General features: G+C 67.9%; 15 protein-coding genes and 1 tRNA gene. 11 read left to right on the forward strand and 5 right to left on the reverse strand.

Translation table 11 applies throughout. The features are described from left to right. Positions 1-136 precede the first annotated feature (136 nt). The 10 genes from rsmB to H0X95_RS22580 all read left to right on the forward strand — a co-directional run bounded on the left by rsmB (position 137) and on the right by H0X95_RS22580 (position 9,483). Positions 137-1,528: a 16S rRNA (cytosine(967)-C(5))-methyltransferase RsmB gene (gene rsmB / locus H0X95_RS22535; protein WP_006485768.1), complete on the forward strand. Its 1,392-nt coding sequence runs from the start codon at positions 137-139 to the stop codon at positions 1,526-1,528. Further along, positions 1,525-2,115 (forward strand): DUF4390 domain-containing protein, encoded by a 591-nt coding sequence (locus H0X95_RS22540; protein WP_006477467.1) that lies wholly within the window; start codon positions 1,525-1,527, stop codon positions 2,113-2,115. The genes rsmB and H0X95_RS22540 overlap by 4 nt, the downstream gene beginning before the upstream one ends. Then, positions 2,105-4,519 carry a sensor histidine kinase EsaS gene (gene esaS / locus H0X95_RS22545; RefSeq protein ID WP_034178451.1) on the forward strand — a complete coding sequence of 805 codons (2,415 nt, stop codon included), beginning with the start codon at positions 2,105-2,107 and terminating at the stop codon, positions 4,517-4,519. The genes H0X95_RS22540 and esaS overlap by 11 nt, the downstream gene beginning before the upstream one ends. After that, a complete protein-coding gene (gene esaR / locus H0X95_RS22550) occupies positions 4,520-5,221 on the forward strand; it encodes a response regulator transcription factor EsaR (protein WP_006495385.1) in 702 nt (233 codons plus the stop codon). A gap of 60 nt (positions 5,222-5,281) precedes the next feature. Beyond that, positions 5,282-5,357 (forward strand) — tRNA-Phe (locus H0X95_RS22555). 351 nt (positions 5,358-5,708) lie between these two features. Continuing rightward, the gene (gene queC, locus H0X95_RS22560; protein WP_006495384.1) at positions 5,709-6,443 is read left to right on the forward strand and encodes a 7-cyano-7-deazaguanine synthase QueC; all 735 of its coding nucleotides are present in this window, start codon (positions 5,709-5,711) and stop codon (positions 6,441-6,443) included. Positions 6,444-6,518: 75 nt separating this feature from the next. Continuing rightward, positions 6,519-7,151: a 7-carboxy-7-deazaguanine synthase gene (gene queE / locus H0X95_RS22565; RefSeq protein ID WP_006482565.1), complete on the forward strand. Its 633-nt coding sequence runs from the start codon at positions 6,519-6,521 to the stop codon at positions 7,149-7,151. A gap of 18 nt (positions 7,152-7,169) precedes the next feature. Then, positions 7,170-7,622, forward strand: coding sequence for a 6-carboxytetrahydropterin synthase QueD (queD, locus tag H0X95_RS22570; protein WP_006482561.1), 453 nt, complete (start codon positions 7,170-7,172; stop codon positions 7,620-7,622). A 326-nt stretch (positions 7,623-7,948) separates the two neighbouring features. Then, the gene (locus H0X95_RS22575; protein ID WP_059720852.1) at positions 7,949-8,734 is read left to right on the forward strand and encodes an HpcH/HpaI aldolase family protein; all 786 of its coding nucleotides are present in this window, start codon (positions 7,949-7,951) and stop codon (positions 8,732-8,734) included. Then, positions 8,731-9,483: a tetratricopeptide repeat protein gene (locus H0X95_RS22580; RefSeq protein ID WP_059720853.1), complete on the forward strand. Its 753-nt coding sequence runs from the start codon at positions 8,731-8,733 to the stop codon at positions 9,481-9,483. Before H0X95_RS22575 ends, H0X95_RS22580 begins: the two co-directional genes overlap by 4 nt. Before the next feature lie 78 nt (positions 9,484-9,561). Here H0X95_RS22580 and rodA read toward each other — a convergent pair whose 3' ends face one another. The 5 genes from rodA to H0X95_RS22605 all read right to left on the reverse strand — a co-directional run bounded on the left by rodA (position 9,562) and on the right by H0X95_RS22605 (position 15,849). Then, a complete protein-coding gene (rodA, locus tag H0X95_RS22585) occupies positions 9,562-10,710 on the reverse strand; it encodes a rod shape-determining protein RodA (RefSeq protein ID WP_006482564.1) in 1,149 nt (382 codons plus the stop codon). An 11-nt stretch (positions 10,711-10,721) separates the two neighbouring features. Beyond that, on the reverse strand, positions 10,722-12,992 hold the full coding sequence (gene mrdA, locus H0X95_RS22590) for a penicillin-binding protein 2 (protein ID WP_196446224.1): 2,271 nt from the start codon (positions 12,990-12,992) through the stop codon (positions 10,722-10,724). 101 nt (positions 12,993-13,093) lie between these two features. After that, positions 13,094-13,606 carry a rod shape-determining protein MreD gene (mreD, locus tag H0X95_RS22595; RefSeq protein ID WP_006482567.1) on the reverse strand — a complete coding sequence of 171 codons (513 nt, stop codon included), beginning with the start codon at positions 13,604-13,606 and terminating at the stop codon, positions 13,094-13,096. Beyond that, the gene (gene mreC, locus H0X95_RS22600) at positions 13,603-14,667 is read right to left on the reverse strand and encodes a rod shape-determining protein MreC (RefSeq protein ID WP_006494380.1); all 1,065 of its coding nucleotides are present in this window, start codon (positions 14,665-14,667) and stop codon (positions 13,603-13,605) included. The genes mreD and mreC overlap by 4 nt, the downstream gene beginning before the upstream one ends. 138 nt (positions 14,668-14,805) lie before the next feature. Beyond that, positions 14,806-15,849: a rod shape-determining protein gene (locus H0X95_RS22605; protein ID WP_004189550.1), complete on the reverse strand. Its 1,044-nt coding sequence runs from the start codon at positions 15,847-15,849 to the stop codon at positions 14,806-14,808. A 367-nt stretch (positions 15,850-16,216) separates the two neighbouring features. Between H0X95_RS22605 and gatC the strand changes: the two genes are divergently transcribed. Then, positions 16,217-16,516: an Asp-tRNA(Asn)/Glu-tRNA(Gln) amidotransferase subunit GatC gene (gene gatC / locus H0X95_RS22610; RefSeq protein WP_006477478.1), complete on the forward strand. Its 300-nt coding sequence runs from the start codon at positions 16,217-16,219 to the stop codon at positions 16,514-16,516. The last annotated feature ends 29 nt before the right edge of the window (positions 16,517-16,545 follow it).

Here is a 16,545-nt window from a genome sequence, read left to right on the forward strand (position 1 = left end):
CTCGCCGTAAAGGGGCCAAAGGGGCAGCATGGTCGCACGCTACAATGCGCGGTTTGGGATCGCCGGGCCATCCGGCGACTGCGATCCCGCCGTTTGCCGCATTTGTTTGCCGCGCCTGCTTGCCGATTCCGTACCGATGACACGACCCCGTTCTTCCGCTCCGACTTCTTCCGGCCGCCCGGCGCGCCTGGCTGCGCTGCACCTGGCGCCCGATTCGCTCGGCTTCGCGCTCGACGCGGCCGCGCAGGCGGTCGATGCGGTGCGACGCGGCACCGCGTTGCCGGCGGCACTGTCGACGGTATTCGCGCAGATGCCGTCCGGCGCGCAGGCGCTCGCACGCGGCGCGACGCAGGACGTCGCCTACCGGACGATGCGTCGCCTCGGCAGCGCGGACTGGCTGATCGGCAAGTTCGTCAGCAAGGCGCCGCCCGCGCACGTGCACGCGGTGCTCGCCGGCGCGTTCGCGCTGCTGCTCGACCCGCCTGACGAAGCTGCGTACCCGGCGTTCACGGTGGTCGACCAGGCCGTCACCGTCATCGGTGCGCGGCGCGAATTCGCGTTCGCGAAGGGGATGGTCAACGCGGTGCTGCGCCGTTTCCTGCGCGAGCGCGACGCACTCGTCGCGGCGATGCAGGACGATCCGGTTGCGTGCTGGAACTACCGTGCGTGGTGGGTCGATGCGGTGAAGCGCGCATGGCCCGACGCGTGGCAGGCGATCCTCGCGGCCGGCGAGCGCCAGGGGCCGCTGACGCTGCGCGTGAACGCGCGTCGCGCGAACGTCGATGCGTATCTCGACACGCTGCGTGCGAGCGGAATCGAAGCGGTCGCGATCGGCCGGCATGCGGTGCGGCTCGCGTCGGCGCTGCCGGTCGACCGCATTCCGGGCTTCGCCGACGGCGTGGTGTCGGTGCAGGACGCCGGCGCGCAGCTCGCGGCCGAATGGCTCGGCGCGCGCGACGGCATGCGCGTGCTCGACGCGTGCGCGGCGCCCGGCGGCAAGACCGGCCATATTCTCGAACTCGCCGACGCGGAAGTCGTGGCGCTCGAAAGCGACGCGACGCGCGCGGCGCGCATCGGCGAGAATCTCGTGCGCCTGTCGCTCGCGGCGAACGTGTGCGTCGGCGACGCGGGCGCGCCGGACGCGTGGTACGACGGGCGTCCGTTCGATCGCATCCTGGCCGACGTGCCGTGCTCGGCGTCCGGCATCGTGCGGCGGCACCCCGACATCCGCTGGCTGCGCCGCGAGGCCGACATCCCGGCGCTGGTCGCGGAGCAGCGTCGCATCCTGTCGGCGCTGTGGCCGCTCGTGAAGCCGGGCGGCGAACTGCTTTACGTGACCTGTTCGATCTTCCCCGAAGAAGGCGAAGGGCAGGCCCGCTGGTTTGAAGCGGCCTGTGAAGATGCGGTACGATTGGACGCCCCCGGCCAACTGCTGCCGGGCGGCGTGCAGGGACGGGCGGCCGCCGGCGCACTCGACCAGAACACCGATCACGACGGATTTTTCTACGCGCGGTTTCAGAAACGGTGACGATCAAACACCTTTTTCCCTTTCGGCTCGCGGCCGTCTTGCTGGTCGCGTTGACGCTGTGCCTGGCCGTCGTGCGGCCGGCGCATGCCGAATCGATCGCCGTGCAACGCGCGTCGCTCCAGTCCGACGGAAGCGGCTGGAGCCTCGACGCACGGTTCGACTTCGAGCTGAATCCGAACCTCGAGGATGCCGTCAACAAGGGCATCCCGCTTTACTTCACGACCGACTTCGAGCTGAGCCGCGCGCGCTGGTACTGGTTCGACGAGCAGCCGGTAGCGGTCACGCAGACGATCCGCCTGTCGTTCCAGCCGCTCACGCGCGAGTACCGCGTGTCGACGGGCGGCCTGCAGCTCGGCTTCCCGTCGCTGAAGGATGCGCTCGCGGTGGTACGGCACATCACGTCGTGGCACGTGATCGACCGTAACCAGGTGCGTGCCGGCGAAACCTACACGGCGTCGGTGCGGATGCAGCTCGATACGGCGCTGATGCCGAAGCCGTTCCAGGTCGACGCGGTAAACAATCGCGACTGGACGCTCGGGTCGGACTGGAAGCGCTTCAACTTCACGGTGACCGAACGTGCTAAATAAAGTACGCCGCGCGGCCAGCGGGAAGAGCCTCCTCGTCCGCGTGATCGTCTCGACCGTCGCGCTGACCGCGCTGCTGCTGCTCGTGCTGCTGGCGGCCGCGAGCGCGAACACCGAATTCTTCGATCGCTACTACTCGTGGCTGTACGCGACGAACATCGTCGTCGCGCTCGTGTTCCTGCTCGTGGTGCTCGGGCTGATCGGGATGATCGTCGTGCGCCTGAGGAAGGGCAAGTTCGGCACACGGCTGCTCGCGAAGCTCGCGGTGTTCTTCGCGCTCGTCGGCGTGGTGCCGGGCGGGATCATCTACATCGTGTCGTACCAGTTCGTGTCGCGCAGTATCGAGTCGTGGTTCGACGTGAACGTCGAGACGGCGCTGACGGCCGGCCTGAACCTCGGCCGCGGGATGCTCGATGCGTCGCTGTCCGATCTGCAGACGAAGGCGCGGCTGATGTCCGACCAGCTCGCGAGCGTCGATGCGAACACGAACGGCACGACGCTCACGCTGCTGCGGCTGCGCGACCAGTTCGGCGTGCAGGACGCGACGATCGTCGAGCCGAGCCGCGGCGGCTCGGGCGCCGCGCCCGACCTGCACATCGTCGCGCAGGCGTCGGGCAATTTCGCGGCGCTGATTCCGGACGACCTGCCGACGCCGCTGATGTTGAGCCAGGCGCGCGAACACGGCGCGTATGCGGCGATCGAGGGTGAAGTCGACGGCGACCCGCGCGCACACGGCGCGAAGGGCGCGCTGCGGCTGCGCGTCGTGCGGCCGATTCCCGACGCGACGACGTCGCTGCTGCAGCCGGCGGAGCGGTTCCTGCAGCTCACGCAGCCGGTGCCGCCGACGCTCGCGCACAACGCGGACGCCGTGCAGCGCGCGTACAGCGAGTACCAGGCAAAGTCGCTCGGCCGCACGGGGCTGCGCAAGATGTACATCGGCACGCTGACGCTCGCGCTGTTCCTCGCGACCTTCATCGCGATGATGCTCGCGCTCGCGCTCGGCCAGCAGCTCGCACGGCCGCTGTTCCTGCTCGCGCAGGGCACGAAGGAGATCACGGAAGGCGACTACACGCCGAAGCGCGAGATCAAGACGCGCGACGAGCTCGGCTTCCTCACGCAGTCGTTCAACGCGATGACGCGCCAGTTGTCCGAGGCGCGGCTCGCGGTCGAGAAGAACCGCATCGCGCTCGAGCATTCGAAGACGTATCTCGAGAGCATCCTCGCGAACCTGACGGCCGGCGTGTTCGTGCTCGATCGCCAGTTCCGGCTGACGACGGCCAATCGCGGCGCCGAGCGGATCTTCCGGCAGCCGTTCAACACGCTGATCGGCACGACGCTCGACCGGATCGGCGTGGCCGCCGGGTTCGGCGCGATGGTGCGCAAGGCGTTCGCCGATCGCGAGGCGGCGTCCGACGGCGGCAGCGGCGATCGCGGCCACTGGCAGCAGCAGTTCGCGATCGAGGTGCCGGGCGAAACCGATCCGCTGACGCTGCTCGTACGCGGTACGCGGCTCGTGTCGACGGTCGAAGGGCAGGCCGACGATCCGCAGACGTCCGGCTACGTGGTCGTGTTCGACGACATTTCCGACGTGATTTCCGCGCAGCGTTCGGTCGCGTGGGGCGAGGTCGCGCGGCGGCTCGCGCACGAGATCAAGAATCCGCTGACGCCGATCCAGCTGTCGGCCGAGCGGCTGCAGATGAAGCTGTCCGACAAGCTTGCGCCGCCCGACGCAGACGTGCTCAAGCGCGGCGCGACGATGATCGTGAACCAGGTGGCCGCGATGAAGCGGATGGTCGACGATTTTCGCGAATACGCGCGCACGCCGCCGGCGGTGCTCGCGAACCTGCAGTTGAACGAACTGGCGAGCGAGGTGCTCGGGCTGTACGGCGTCGGCGAGGGCAAGAGCCCGATCGTCGCCGAGCTCGCGCCGTCGCTGCCGGTGATTCGCGGCGACGCGACGCAATTGCGCCAGGTGATTCACAACCTGCTGCAGAATGCGCAGGATTCGGTCGCGGAGTCCGCGCATCCGCGTGTGTTGATCGAAACCAAGACAGTAGAATATGGCGACCCCGACGCCGAGGGCAAAACGCGCGTCGCGGTACGTCTTACCGTGTCCGACAACGGGCCCGGTTTTCCGGCACGCATCCTGACCCGTGCGTTCGAGCCTTACGTGACGACCAAGGCGAAGGGCACGGGGCTCGGGCTGGCCACGGTCAAGAAAATCGTTGACGAGCACGGCGCGCGGATCGATCTGCGCAATCGCATGCACGGCGAGACCGTCGAGGGTGCGCAGGTGTCGATCCTCTTCCTGCAGATGGCGAGCGATACGCCAGGCGCCGAACCGGGCGCACAGGACGGGACGACACCCGCCAAGACAAAAGCAAGTGAGCAGACAAAGGCAGCGTAAATGGCAACCATCCTGGTGGTAGATGATGAAATGGGCATCCGGGAATTGCTCTCGGAGATCCTCAGCGATGAAGGACATGTCGTCGAGGCGGCGGAGAACGCGCAGGCCGCGCGGGAATACCGGCTGAATCAGGCGCCCGATCTCGTGCTGCTCGATATCTGGATGCCCGATACCGACGGCGTCACGCTGCTCAAGGAATGGGCGGCGCAGGGGCTGCTGACGATGCCCGTGATCATGATGTCCGGGCACGCGACGATCGATACGGCCGTCGAGGCGACCAAGATCGGCGCGCTCGATTTCCTCGAGAAACCGATCGCGCTGCAGAAGCTGCTGAAGTCGGTCGAGCACGGTCTCGCCCGCGGCGCGGCGCCGGTGTCCGCGAACGCGGCGGCGAAGGCGGGCGGCGGGCAGGCCGCGGGGCCGGCGGCGGTCGCGTCCGCGGCGGCGCTGCCGACGCTCGGCGACGACATGGCGTCGGCGCTCGGCCTCGCGGGCCAGACGGCCGCGATCCCGTTCGACATCCCGTTGCGCGAAGCGCGCGATGCGTTCGAGCGCGCGTACTTCGAATATCACCTCGCGCGCGAGAACGGCAGCATGACGCGCGTCGCGGAGAAGACGGGCCTCGAGCGCACGCACCTGTATCGCAAGCTCAAGCAACTCGGCGTCGAGCTCGGCAAGAAGCCGTCCGAAGGCGCGCTGTAAAATATTTTGCGAAAGCACTTGCTCGGGGGCGAATAGCTCGATATACTTTCATTCTTCGTTGGCCCGGTAGCTCAGTTGGTAGAGCAGCGGATTGAAAATCCGCGTGTCGATGGTTCGATTCCGTCCCAGGCCACCAGCATTTAAAACCCCAAGAATCGGAAGGTTCTTGGGGTTTTTCGTTTGTGGTGGGTATCGCGTGTCGTGGGCCGCGGGCCCGGCAGCATTCGCCGGGGCATGATAAAATCCGTGCCCGCTCAATGACTTAGCGCATCGCTTCATGCGCATGGCAGGCTGCTCGCGGTGCGCTTGCCGTGGCGCGCGGCAACGATGCCGTGCGATGAGCGGTATAAGCGCGCCGCCGCATTCGCGGCCGAGCGCGCTGCCTATACTGGTCGAGCCGGCACAGGCCGGCCGCGTCGGGCCGCCCGGCGGCAGCCGGCCTCGGGGCGCAGTGCGACGCGAGCCTACACATTCACGGAGTATCACGGTGATTCGGACAGACGCTAAAGACGGCGCGCTCGTGTTGTTTTCCGGCGGGCAGGATTCCGCCACGTGCGTGGCATGGGCCCTCGAACGCTACCAGACGGTCGAGACGCTCGGCTTCGACTACGGCCAGCGTCATCGCGTCGAACTCGAGTGCCGCGAAGGCGTGCGCGAAGCGCTGAAGCGCAAGTTTCCCGCGTGGTCGGACCGGCTCGGCGACGATCACATGATCGACCTGTCGGTGCTCGGCGCGATCAGCGATACCGCGATGACGCGCACGATCGAGATCGAGACGACGGCCAACGGCCTGCCGAACACGTTCGTGCCGGGCCGCAACCTGATGTTCATGACGATCGCCGCGGCGATCGCCTATCGGCGCGGGCTGCGCGTGCTGGTCGGCGGGATGTGCGAGACCGATTTTTCGGGCTATCCGGACTGCCGCGACGACACGATGAAGGCGCTGCAGGTCGCGCTGAATCTCGGGATGGATACGCGCATGGTGCTCGAGACGCCGCTGATGTGGCTCGACAAGGCGCAGACCTGGCAGCTCGCCGAACAGCTCGGCGGCGACGCGCTCGTCGAACTGATCCGCGTCGAGACGCACACCTGCTACGTGGGCGAACGCGCGGAACTGCACGACTGGGGCTTCGGCTGCGGCGAATGCCCGGCCTGCAAGCTGCGCAAGCGCGGCTACGAGGCCTACCTGAAGGGCGAGCGGGTGACCGAAGCGCCGCTGTGACGCGGCTGCGCCGGCGGCGCTTGATGGACAACGGATTCTGATCGACAACGAGCGGCGCGAGCCGGACGAAGGACGATGACTTACGCGGTCAAGGAAATTTTCTACACGTTGCAGGGCGAGGGCGCGAATGCGGGCCGGCCGGCCGTGTTCTGCCGGTTCGCCGGCTGCAATCTGTGGTCGGGCCGCGAAGAGGATCGTGCGGAGGCCGTGTGCCGCTTCTGCGATACGGACTTCGTCGGCACCGACGGCGAGAACGGCGGCAAGTTCAAGGACGCCGCCGCGCTCGTCGCGACGATCGCCGGCCTGTGGCCGGAGGGCGAAGCGCACCGCTTCGTCGTCTGCACGGGCGGCGAGCCGATGCTGCAGCTCGACCAGCCGCTCGTCGACGCGCTGCATGCGGCCGGCTTCGAGATCGCGATCGAAACCAACGGTTCGCTGCCGGTGCTCGAATCGATCGACTGGATCTGTGTGAGCCCGAAGGCGGATGCGCCGCTCGTCGTCACGAAGGGCAACGAACTGAAGGTCGTCGTGCCGCAGGACAACCAGCGGCTGGCCGACTACGCGAAGCTCGACTTCGAGTATTTCCTGGTCCAGCCGATGGACGGCCCGTCGCGCGACCTCAATACGAAGCTCGCGATCGACTGGTGCAAGCGTCATCCGCAGTGGCGGCTGTCGATGCAGACCCACAAATATCTGAACATTCCCTGAGCCACGGCTTTTGACATCGTGCTGATTACCCGAAAACTCGAATTCGACGCGGGCCACCGCATCCCCGATCACCGCAGCCAGTGCAGGAACCTGCACGGCCATCGCTACGTGCTCGAAATCACGCTGCGCGGCGATCTCGTCGATACCGAGGGGGCGCCCGACCGCGGCATGGTGATGGATTTCGCCGACGTGAAGGCGCTCGCGATGGAGCACCTCGTCAGCAAGTGGGATCACGCGTTCCTGGTCTATGCGCGCGACGAGGTCGTGCGGTCGTTCCTCGAGCAGATGGCCGACCACAAGACGGTCGTGATCGACCGGATCCCGACCGTCGAGAACCTCGCGGCGATCGCGTTCGACCTGCTCGCGAACGTGTACGACGCGCACTACGGCGTGAATCTGCGCCTCGAGCGCGTGCGTCTGTACGAAACGCCGAACTGCTGGGCCGACGTCGAGCGCCAGCCCGGCCGCTGATTCTGCCTTTCCCGGCAGCCCCGCCGTTCGGCGCGGGCTGCCCGTCGTCGCCAGCCGCCGCGTCCCGCGCCGGTACGGCTTCCCCCGTCGGTTCCCGCATCGCGCATCCGGCCGCGCTATGATCGTCGTGCGGCACGGAAAAGCGCGCGCGTGAGCCATTGCGCGGCCTGCGCTGTCAGATCGGTCGTCCCGGGCCGACTCACGTTCTCTGGGGCGTGATCTGCCGCCGCCGCCGTGCTTCGGTTGCCCGGCGGCGCGCATGCCGCTTTCCGCTTCGCCAGTTGCTTGTCCCGTTCGATTGCCGTTCCGTTCCGGAGGCCGTATCGATGAGCACGCTCACCAATTCCCTCAAACAACGCCTGCGCGACGGCGACGAGCCGCTGTACGGCCTGTGGCTGTCGCTCGGCAGCGACTCGGCCGCGGAAGCGCTCGCGCATGCCGGTTACGACTGGCTCTGCATCGACATGGAGCATGCGCCGAACGACAGTCGCGATGTAGCGTCGCAACTGCGCGCGATCGCCGCGGCGCACCTGCCGAGCGAGCCGGTCGTGCGCGTGCCGGCGCGCGAGCCGTGGCTCGTGAAGCGTGCGCTCGACGCCGGCGCACGCACGCTGATGTTTCCGTGTATCGAGACGCCCGACGATGCCGCGCACGCGGTGCGGCTCACGCGCTTCCCGTCGCCCGAATCGCCGGACGGGCTGCGCGGCGTCGCGGGCATGGTGCGCGCGGCGGCGTTCGGCATGCGCCGCGACTACCTGCAGACGGCGAATGCGCAAGTCGCGGTGATCGTGCAGGTCGAATCGGCGCGCGGCGTCGACGAAGTCGAGCGGATCGCGGCGACGCCCGGTGTCGATTGCCTGTTCGTCGGCCCAGCCGATCTCGCGGCGAGCCTCGGGCATCTCGGCGATATCCGCCACCCGGACGTCGAGACCGCGATGGCGCGCGTGCTCGCGGCCGGCAAGCTGGCGGGCGTCGCGGTCGGCATCTTCGCGGGCGACACGGCGGCCGCGCGCCAGTATCGCGAGGCCGGCTACCGGATGATCACGGTGTCGGCCGACGTGAGCTGGCTGTTGCGCGCGACGCGGCAGGCGTTGCAGGAGGTACGGTCATGAACGGCGCAGACGGTGCGTGCCGCGGGCGCACGCGGATCGGGGCGATGGTCGGCCTGTGGGCCGTGTGGGCGGCGGCCGTCGCGCAGGGCGCGCCGCAAGCGAAGCCCGACCCGTCGCGCGAGACGCAATCGGCGGTCGCCGACTACAACGCCGGCGACTATCGCGCGGCGCTGGTGCAATTCCACGATGCGGCCGAGCGCGGCGATCGCCTCGCGCAGTTCAACTACGCGATGATGCTGCTGACGGGCGAAGGCGTGACCGCGAACGTCGACGAAGGGCTGCGCTGGCTCAAGCGCGCGGCGGAAGCGAACATGTCGCATGCGCAGTACGTGTATGGCCGGATGTTCGACGATGGCGAGTTCGTCGCGCGCAATCCGGCGGAAGCGCATCGCTGGTTCCTGCGGGCCGCGAAGCAGGGGCACGTGCAGGCCGAGCTGTCGCTCGCGAACCAGTTCCTCGACGGGCGCGGCACGCCGCGCGACAACCGGCAGGCGTTCGTGTGGTACAAGCAGGCCGCCGACGCGGGCGAGCCGACCGCGCAGTACGTGACCGCGTCGTTCTACGAGCGCGGCGGCGACGGCGTCGCGCAGAACCTGAACATCGCACGCGCGTACTACGCGGCGGCGGCCGCGCAGGGCGACGAGACGGCCGGGATGAAATTCAAGGAGCTGAGCGCGCGGCTGAAGGCGCCGGGGCCGGCATCGGGGACCGGCGCGGAGCCAGGCAAACCGCACGCGCCGCCGCAGTAAGCGGCTGCATTCGGTCCGCCCGATGCAAAACGGCGCCCGCAGGCGCCGTTGTCGTGTGCCGCAGCGCAGGCCGCGCGGTCAACTCTTCATCAACCGCCGCTGCCGCCCGACGCTCATGATCATCCCGATCGCGATGCCGAGCGTCGTGAGCGCGGTGCCGCCGTAACTCATGAACGGCAGCGGCACGCCGACGACCGGCAACACGCCGCTCACCATCCCGATATTGACGAACGCGTAGACGAAGAACGCGAGCGTGAGCGAGCCCGCGAGCAGCCGGCCGAACAGCGTCGCGCCCTGCGCGGCGATGTAGAGCCCGCGCGCGATCAGCGCCATGTACAGCGTCAGCAGCACGAGCCCGCCGGCGAGCCCCCATTCCTCCGAGAACACCGCGAAGATGAAGTCGGTGTGCTTTTCCGGAATGAATTCGAGGTGCGCCTGCGTGCCTTTCAGGTAGCCCTTGCCGAGCACGCCGCCCGAGCCGATCGCGATCACGGCTTGGATCGTGTGGAAGCCCTTGCCGAGCGGGTCGGACGTCGGGTCGAGCAGCGTACACACCCGGTGTTTCTGGTAGTCGTGCATCAGCGGCCACTGCACTTCAGGCTGGCAGATGCGTTCCTCGAACACCGCGATCGAGCCGACCGCGATCACGCCCGCGACGAGCACCGGCACGATCAGCTTGAACGACAGGCCGGCGAGGTAGATCACGAAGAAGCCGGCCGCGAACACGAGCAGGCCCGTGCCGAGGTCCGGCTGCTTCGCGATCAGCCCGACCGGCACCAGCAGGATCCCGAACGCGGCGATGAAGTCGTACCAGCGCAGCCCGCCTTCGCGGCGCTGGTAGTACCACGCGAGCATCAGCGGCGTCGCGATCTTGAGGATTTCGGACGGCTGGATCACGACGCCGACGTTCAGCCAGCGCTTCGCGCCCTTCTTGGTCATCCCGAACAGCGCGACGGCAATCAGTAGCGTGACCCCGAACGTGTAGAGCGGGACCGCGAAGCGCATCAGCGTGGTCGGCGGGATGTTGGCGATCACCCACATCAGCACGAACGTCAGCAGGATGTTGCGCAACTGGTCCTCGACGCGGCCCGGCACGTCGATCGACGCGCTGTACAGCGTGACGATGCCGACGCACAGCAGCAGGAACACGATGAGGGCGAGCGGACGGTCGAAGCCCGCGAACATCTGCTTGATCTTGTCGAGCCAGGCGCGCTTGTCGAATTGCATGCCTTTCTCCGTTAATGAGCGGTGCCGGCGTCCGCCGCTTTCGCGGGGGCCGTCGCACGATGGTTGTCGTCCCGCGGCGTGGCGACGACCGGCTGCGCGTCGCTGGCGGGCCGGCGCGGCCGGTGCGGGCGCCGGATCGGCGGCAGGCTCGCGGCCATCGGCGCCGCGGCGCTCGTGTCGGCCGGCGCCGTGGCGCTGGCGCCCGAGGCCCCCGATGCGGCGGATGCCGCTTCGGCCGCGCTGGCCGCCGACGGCACGACCGGCTGCGGCAGTGCGGTGAAGCCGGCCGCGATCGTGGCCGGCTTGGATGTGTCGCCGACCACCGGCGCGCTCACCGGCTCAGTGGCCGACGCCGCGGCGGCCACGGCCGCGGCTTCGTTCTTCGGGTTCTGGCGCTCGACCAGGTAGTAGTCGAGCACGCGACGCGCGATCGGGCCGGCGGCCTGGGCGCCCCAGCCGCCGTTTTCGACGACCAGCGCGACGGCGATCTGCGGATGGTCGACCGGCGCATATGCGATGAACAGCGCGTGGTCGCGCAGGTGTTCGGCGAGCAGGTGGCCCTTGTAGTTCGAGCCCTGCAGCGAGAACACCTGCGCGGTACCGGTCTTGCCGGCGGCGAGGTACGGCGCGCCGCGGAACACCTTGTACGCGGTGCCGGACGGGTTCTCGATCACGTTCTCCATCCCGCGCTTCACGACGTCGATGTCGGCCTGCTTGAGCGGGATCACCTCGCTTTCCTTCGGCACGGTCAGGTGGCGCGCGCGAGAGATCGGATCCTCGACTTCCTTCACGAGGTGAGGCTTCATCACGACGCCGTTGTTCGCGAGCGTCGCGGTTGCGTGCGCGAGCTGCAGGATCGTGAACGAGTTGTAGCCCTGGCCGATTCCGAGGCTGATCGTCTCGCCGTCGAACCACTTCTGCTGCGCCGCCTTCTTGAACGCCTTCTTCTTCCAGTCGGTCGACGGCAGGATCCCGCGCGCCTCGCCCTGGATGTCGATCCCGGTGATCTGGCCGAAGCCGAACGGCTTCATGAAGTTCGCGATCGCGTTCACGCCGAGGTCGCGCGCGAGCATGTAGAAGTAGGTGTCGTTCGACACCATGATCGCCTTGTTCATGTCGACCCAGCCCTGGCCCGAGCGCACGTCGTTGCGGAACGTGTGGCCGCCGAACGTGAAGTAGCCCGGGTCCTGGAAGCCCCAGCCCGGCGTGCGCTTGCCGAGCGTGAGGCCCGCGAGCGCCATGAACGGCTTGTAGGTCGAGCCGGGCGGGTAGGTGCCGTGCAGCGGGCGGTTCAGGAGCGGCTTGTCGGGCGAGTTGTTCAGCTCGTTCCAGGTCTGCTGGTCGATGCCGTCGACGAACGAGTTCGGGTCGAAGCTCGGCGACGACACGAACGCGAGCACGTCGCCCGTCTTCGGCTCGATCGCGACGAGCGCGCCGCGCTTGCCGGCGAACGCCTGCTCGGCGACCTGCTGCAGCCCGATGTCGAGCGACAGCACGAGGTTGTTGCCGGGCGTCGCCTGCGTGCGCGACAGCGTGCGCACCGGCCGGCCGCCGGCCGTCACCTCGACTTCCTCGAAGCCGGTCAGCCCGTGCAGCTCGGTTTCGTAGCTCTGCTCGACGCCGATCTTGCCGATGTAGTCGGTGCCCTTGTAGTTGTTCGCGTCGCGGCGCGGGTCGTAGTGCTCCTGGTCGCTGTCGTTGTCGTCGCTCATCGCGTCGATGCGATCCTGGTCGCGCTTCGAGATCCGGCCGATATAGCCGATCACGTGCGCGGCCGTCATGCCGAGCGGGTACTGGCGGAACAGCCGCGCGCGCACGTCGACGCCGGGGAAGCGGAAACGCTGCGCGGTGAAGCGCGCGACTTCGGCATCGGTGAGCCGCGTGCGGATCGGCAGGCTCTCGAAGTTCTTCGAGTCTTCCTGCAGCTTCTTGAAGCGGCGGCGGTCGCGCGCGTCGATCGGGATGATCTCGGACAGCTTGTCGATCGTGTTGTCGAGCGTGTCGTCGAGCTTCGACGGCGTGATCTCGAGCGTGTACGCCGAGTAGTTCTTCGCGAGGATCACGCCGTTGCGGTCGGTGATGATCCCGCGGTTCGGCACGATCGGCGCGACCGAGATGCGGTTTTCCTCGGCCTGCAGCGCGTATTTGCCGTGCTGCATCAGCTGCAGATAGAAGAAGCGGCTCGCGAGCAGCCCGAAGCAGACGAACACGAACACGCCCGCCGCCGCGACGCGCAGGCGGAACTTCGAGAGCTGCTGTTGGGTGTCGTTGAATTCGGTCATTTAAGGGCAATCTGGCCCGCGCGCGGACGCGGGCGAGGTGCCGCCCCGGAGCGCGGCGCGCGGCGGGCGTGGGGGCGGCGGGTATTCAAGGTCGGTCCGGCTCAGATCGGGCGCGTATCGTCCGGGTCGACCGGGCGGCGTTGCGGCATCAGCAGCAGGTGGCTCGCGATCGGCCACAGCGCGGCTTCGACGAAACCGTCGACGAGGTAGCGCCAGCCGGGGAACGCGGCGCCCATCAGCAGGCGGATCACGAACGGCACGAGCTGCGCGACGACGAGCAGCGGCGTGACGTACAGCACCTGCACGCCGATCGGCATCCACAGCACGCGGCGGTGGATCGTGATCGCGCCGTACGACAGCAGCGTATAGGCGAGCGCATGCTCGCCGAGCAGCCCCGCGTCGTGCACGTCCATCAGGATGCCGAGCGCGAACGCGACGCCCATCCCGACCTTGCGCGGCTGGTGGATGTTCCAGAACAGCAGCACGAGCGCGACGAAGTCGGGCACGCCGGGCAGGCGGCCCCACGGCATCAGGTTCAGCAGGAACGCGGCGGCGAGGCTGAAGACGATGAAGTACGGATTGACCGGCTGCAGGATGTATTGCGGGCGGTTCATCGCTGGGCTCCTGATTGCCCGGCAGCGGGCTTCGCGGGCGCGGCGGCGGGCTTGGCCGGCGCGGCAGGGGCCGGCGCCGGGTTCGCACCGGCGGGCGGGGCCGCGGCGGCCGGCTTCGCGTTCGCGTCGGCCTTGTCGGCTTTCTCGGCCTTCGCGGCGGCCTTGCCCTTCTTGCCCTTCGCGTTCTTCTCGGCCGCGGGATCGGGCTCGGCCGGGCGCGGCGGGATGTCGTTCCGGTAATGCAGCACGAGCATCTGGCGCGCGCCGCGCACGGCCGCGACCGGCGCGCAGGTCACGCGGGCGAACGCGGTATCGGCGAGCTTGTCGACGCGCACGACCTTCGCGACCGGCAGGCCGGGCGGATAGACGCCGTCGAGGCCGCTCGTGACGAGTTCGTCGCCGGCGACGAGATCCGCGCTCGTCGGCACGAAGCGCAGGTCGAGCGAATCGCCCTTCGGCGTGCCGTAGATCACGCTGCGCAGGCCGGTGCGCAGCACCTGCACGGGAATCGCGAGATCGCGGTCGGTGACCAGCGTGATTTCGGATTGCAGCGGGAACACGCGCGTGACCTGCCCGATCACGCCGTCCTCGCTGACGACGGGCGAGCCGTCCTGGATGCCTTGCTGCGAGCCTTGCCCGACCACGATCTTCTGCGTGAACGGATCGCTCGTGTCGTACTGGATCTCGACCGGCGTCGATTGCGTCGCGATGTGCTGGCGCAGTTCGAGCACCGCGCGCAGATGCGCGTTTTCCTGCGTGAGCACGGCGGCCTGGTTGGCCTGCGTGGACAGTTGCAGGTTGCGTTTGCGCAGATCGTCGTTCTCGTGGCGCAGCGCCGCCCCGGTGACGGCGAGGTCGGCCGCGCCCATGAACAGGTCGCGCGGCACGAGCGCCGCGCGTTGCAGCGGGTAGAGCACCGTGCCGAGCACGCCGCGCACGATTTCGAGCGTGCTGAAGCGCGCGTCCGACACGAGGAGCGCGATGGCGAGGGCGACGAAGAAGATGAGCCGCGCGAGCGCGGGCGGACCTTGCTTGAAGAGGGGCGGCGGACTGTATTCCATGGTCGGCGCCGGGCGCGTGTGATCGGTTAAATAATGCTCAGACGCGCAAACGGCGCGGCGGTTCGTTCTGAACGAGCGATCCGGCCACGCCGCGGGTGCGTCATATCAAACGGGAATGCCTAGGCGATCACTGGGCGATCACTCGTACGAGAAGATGCTGCCCAGCTTGTCCATGCGCTCGAGCGCCATGCCCGAACCGCGCACGACGCAGGTCAGCGGATCTTCCGCGACGAGCACCGGCAGGCCGGTTTCTTCCGCGAGCAGGCGATCGAGGTCGCGCAGCAGCGCGCCGCCGCCCGTCAGCATCATCCCGCGTTCGGCGATGTCGGCGCCGAGTTCCGGCGGCGTCTGTTCGAGCGCGATCTTCACCGACGACACGATCTGGTTCAGCGGATCGGTCAGCGCTTCGAGGATTTCGTTGCTGGAGATCGTGAAGCTGCGCGGGATGCCTTCCGACAGGTTGCGGCCCTTCACTTCCATTTCCTTGACTTCGGAGCCCGGGAACGCGGAGCCGATTTCCTTCTTGATCGCCTCGGCGGTCTGCTCGCCGATCAGCATCCCGTAGTTGCGGCGGATGTAGTTGACGATCGCCTCGTCGAACTTGTCGCCGCCGACGCGCACCGAGCCTTTGTAGACGATGCCGCCGAGCGAGATCACGCCGACTTCGGTCGTGCCGCCGCCGATGTCGACGACCATCGAGCCGGTGGCTTCCGAGACCGGCAGGCCCGCGCCGATCGCCGCCGCCATCGGCTCCTCGATCAGGTAGACCTGCGACGCGCCGGCGCCGTGCGCGGCTTCCTTGATCGCGCGGCGCTCGACCTGGGTCGAGCCGCACGGCACGCAGATGATGATGCGCGGCGACGGCGAGAACATGCGCGACTCGTGGGCCGTCTTGATGAACTGCTTGATCATCTGCTCGGTGACGGTGAAGTCGGCGATCACGCCGTCCTTCATCGGGCGGATCGCCTCGATGTTGCCCGGCACCTTGCCGAGCATCTGCTTGGCTTCCTTGCCGACCGCCTGGATCGTCTTCTTGCCGTTGGGGCCGCCTTCCTGGCGGATCGACACGACGGACGGCTCATCGAGCACGATGCCCTTGCCGCGCATGTAGATCAGGGTGTTTGCGGTGCCGAGGTCGATCGCGAGATCGTTGGAGAAGTAGCTGCGCAAAAAACCGAACATTCAGAATCCTGTTTCGCTCTGGGCCGGCCCTGCATAGCGAGCGCTGAGGGCGGCAGCGGAAAAAATAACAGCCTCGGGAAGCGTGGCGGAAGCGGCCGCCGCGGCGCACGAAGCTGCGAGTGATGTCTACCGGGGATCGCACGAAGCACGCACGGCTTGCCGAAGTGGGGCGAAACGGTGCGGGAAAAGGCTGCCGGGTTTGGGTCGAACGCGTAATGATACCTTATAATTTCACGGTATTTGAATCGAAACGGGCGGTATTTTTGCCGCTTCGGCCCCGATTTTTGAGGGTGGGATCGCACCCTCCAACCCCCCGCCGCAGTGCTGCTTTCGATGCACTGCGCAGCCTTGTTTTTCCGGTGATCGCATGGCCCTGACCCTGACCGATGTGAAACGCATCGCGCACCTGGCGCGACTCGAAATGGCCGACGCCGACGCCGAGCACATGCTCGGCCAGCTCAATGAATTCTTCGGCCTCGTCGAGCAGATGCAGGCGGTCGATACCGCCGGCATCGCGCCGCTCGCCCACCCGATCGAACAGATCCAGGAAGTCGCGCAGCGCCTGCGCGACGACGCCGTGACGGAAGTCGTCAATCGCGACGACAACCAGCGTCCGGCGCCGGCCGTCCAGGACGGCCTCTATCTCGTGCCGAAGGTGATCGAGTAAGCATTCGATGACAAGCGCGCCGGCCGTCC

It is taken from the genome of Burkholderia sp. 9779_493 (assembly GCF_015712215.1).
Classification (GTDB): domain Bacteria; phylum Pseudomonadota; class Gammaproteobacteria; order Burkholderiales; family Burkholderiaceae; genus Burkholderia; species Burkholderia cenocepacia.

Excerpts from the sequence above, each read along its gene's own strand:
- H0X95_RS22580 (WP_059720853.1), top strand. The coding sequence starts at position 8,731 with ATGAACGGCGCAGACGGTGCGTGCCGCGGGCGCACGCGGATCGGGGCG.
- mreC (WP_006494380.1), bottom strand. The coding sequence starts at position 14,667 with ATGGAATACAGTCCGCCGCCCCTCTTCAAGCAAGGTCCGCCCGCGCTC.
- mrdA (WP_196446224.1), bottom strand. The coding sequence starts at position 12,992 with ATGACCGAATTCAACGACACCCAACAGCAGCTCTCGAAGTTCCGCCTG.
- H0X95_RS22575 (WP_059720852.1), top strand. The coding sequence starts at position 7,949 with ATGAGCACGCTCACCAATTCCCTCAAACAACGCCTGCGCGACGGCGAC.
- rsmB (WP_006485768.1), top strand. The coding sequence starts at position 137 with ATGACACGACCCCGTTCTTCCGCTCCGACTTCTTCCGGCCGCCCGGCG.
- H0X95_RS22605 (WP_004189550.1), bottom strand. The coding sequence starts at position 15,849 with ATGTTCGGTTTTTTGCGCAGCTACTTCTCCAACGATCTCGCGATCGAC.
- esaR (WP_006495385.1), top strand. The coding sequence starts at position 4,520 with ATGGCAACCATCCTGGTGGTAGATGATGAAATGGGCATCCGGGAATTG.
- gatC (WP_006477478.1), top strand. The coding sequence starts at position 16,217 with ATGGCCCTGACCCTGACCGATGTGAAACGCATCGCGCACCTGGCGCGA.
- queE (WP_006482565.1), top strand. The coding sequence starts at position 6,519 with ATGACTTACGCGGTCAAGGAAATTTTCTACACGTTGCAGGGCGAGGGC.
- rodA (WP_006482564.1), bottom strand. The coding sequence starts at position 10,710 with ATGCAATTCGACAAGCGCGCCTGGCTCGACAAGATCAAGCAGATGTTC.
- mreD (WP_006482567.1), bottom strand. The coding sequence starts at position 13,606 with ATGAACCGCCCGCAATACATCCTGCAGCCGGTCAATCCGTACTTCATC.